Genomic DNA, 2,007 nt, shown 5'->3' with positions numbered 1-2,007 from the left:
CGGAAAACCGAAATGCCTTGTGAGCGAAATAAACATTGGGCAGCAAGGCTATCAGGCCTCCGCAAAGTCCCGAGTATCCGGCAACGACTCCATGCCATTGCCAGAGCGCCAAAGCGGCAATGAGCAAAATGACAAATTGAGCCATTAACACCGGAAAAACCGCCAGGCGATGGAACGGCAGGCGGTTTGGCTTGCGGGTTTCCATCACGTTTGCTCTCCAATGGTCGGCTGCCAGAATTCAATAACTTGGCATAATTTGTGCCGACAAAATGCGCGCAGAGTATAGGGGCGGTTCTGCCCCTATTCAACTGTCAGGTAGTGATTTCCGACTGCTCGCTACATGTGGAAATGTTTCAGCGGATGTGCGCGAGCACACCTTGGAGCTCATCGAGGGAGTTGTAACCGATCACCAACTGCCCCTTTCCCTTCTTCCCGTGGCGAATCTGCACCGCAGAGCCTAGGCGCTCGGCCAGACGCTGTTCGAGGCGGGCGATATCCGGGTCGGGTTTGGTGGCTTCCACAGGCTCCGGTTTGCCACTCAACCATTGGCGAACCAATGCTTCAGTTTGGCGCACGGTAAGACCGCGTGCGACAACATGTCGCGCCCCTTCAACCTGCTGATTGTCCGGCAAACCGAGCAAAGCACGGGCATGACCCATTTCCAGGTCGCCGTGGGACAGCATGGTCTTGATGACTTCCGGCAGCGCAATAAGCCGCAACAGGTTAGCCACAGTGACGCGGGACTTACCCACAGCCTCGGCGACTTGTTGCTGAGTCAGCTGGAATTCCTGCTGCAAACGCTGCAAGGCCACCGCTTCTTCAATCGGGTTGAGGTCCTCGCGCTGAATGTTCTCGATCAGCGCAATGGCAATTGCGGTTTCATCCGGGACATCGCGGACCATCGCCGGGATGGTTTCCTGCCCGGCTTGTTGACTAGCGCGCCAGCGACGTTCACCGGCAATGATCTCAAACCGGCCACCACCGATCGGGCGCACCACGATCGGTTGCATGACACCTTGTGCCTTGATCGACTGCGCCAGCTCTTCCAGCGCCTGCGGATCCATGTCCCGACGTGGTTGATACTTGCCGCGCTGGAGCAGGTCCAGCGGCAGGTGTTGCAACTCGCGGGTATCCGCTTGCGCGGCTTGTTCTTCAAGCGAGCTGACGGTCGGACCACTCAGCAGTGCATCCAGTCCACGTCCGAGACCTCGTTTCTTGACGGCCATGGGGATTCCTTAAGTTGCCTGAGCGGCGGCGATGCGTGAATTTTTGCGCTGACGACGAACCATCTCGCCCGCCAGGGCCAGATAGGCCAGTGCGCCACGCGATTGCTTGTCGTAGGCCAGCGCCGGCATGCCGTAGCTCGGCGCTTCGGCCAGGCGGATGTTGCGCGGGATCACGGTGTCATACAGCTGATCGCCGAAGTGTTCCTTGAGCTGGGCCGAAACGTCGTTCATCAGGCTCAGGCGCGGGTCATACATGGTCCGCAGCAAACCTTCGACTTTCAGGTTCGGGTTCAACAGTTCGGCGATACGCTTGATGTTATCCACAAGGTCGCTCAAACCTTCCAGCGCAAAGTATTCGCACTGCATGGGGATAATCACCCCATCAGCAGCCACCAATGCGTTCAGCGTGAGCATCGACAGCGACGGCGGGCAGTCGATCAAAATGTAATCGTAGTTTTCACGGATCGGCGCCAACGCACTGCGCAGGCGGCTTTCCTTCATCTGCATTTCCAGCAGAACCACTTCGGCGGCCGTCAAGTCGCGGTTGGCCGGCAGCAATTGATAACCGCCGTGCTCGGAATAGTGCATGGCCTGAGCCAGATCGCATTCGCCGATCAGCAGGTCATAGACCGAGTTTTCCAGGCCATGTTTATCCACACCGCTACCCATGGTGGCGTTGCCCTGTGGATCGAGATCGATCAACAGCACCCGACGCTTGGTCGCGACCAGGGATGCTGCGAGGTTGATGCAGGTGGTGGTCTTGCCCACACCACCTTTCTGG

3 protein-coding genes are annotated in these 2,007 nt (G+C 58.1%); all 3 read right to left on the bottom strand.

The window, feature by feature from the left end:
* On the bottom strand, positions 1–205 hold a 205-nt coding region (locus ACIOVB_RS27630), incomplete at its 3' end, for an ATP synthase subunit I (RefSeq protein WP_401272289.1).
* A 148-nt stretch (positions 206–353) separates the two neighbouring features.
* Complete coding sequence (locus ACIOVB_RS27625; protein WP_401272288.1) at positions 354–1,226, bottom strand: ParB/RepB/Spo0J family partition protein; 873 nt, start codon at positions 1,224–1,226, stop codon at positions 354–356.
* Positions 1,227–1,235: 9 nt separating this feature from the next.
* On the bottom strand, positions 1,236–2,007 hold a 772-nt coding region (locus ACIOVB_RS27620), incomplete at its 5' end, for a ParA family protein (protein ID WP_401272287.1).

Source organism: Pseudomonas sp. NPDC087639 (assembly GCF_044743385.1).
GTDB lineage: Bacteria > Pseudomonadota > Gammaproteobacteria > Pseudomonadales > Pseudomonadaceae > Aquipseudomonas.
This window is presented reverse-complemented; position numbering and strand designations above follow the sequence as displayed.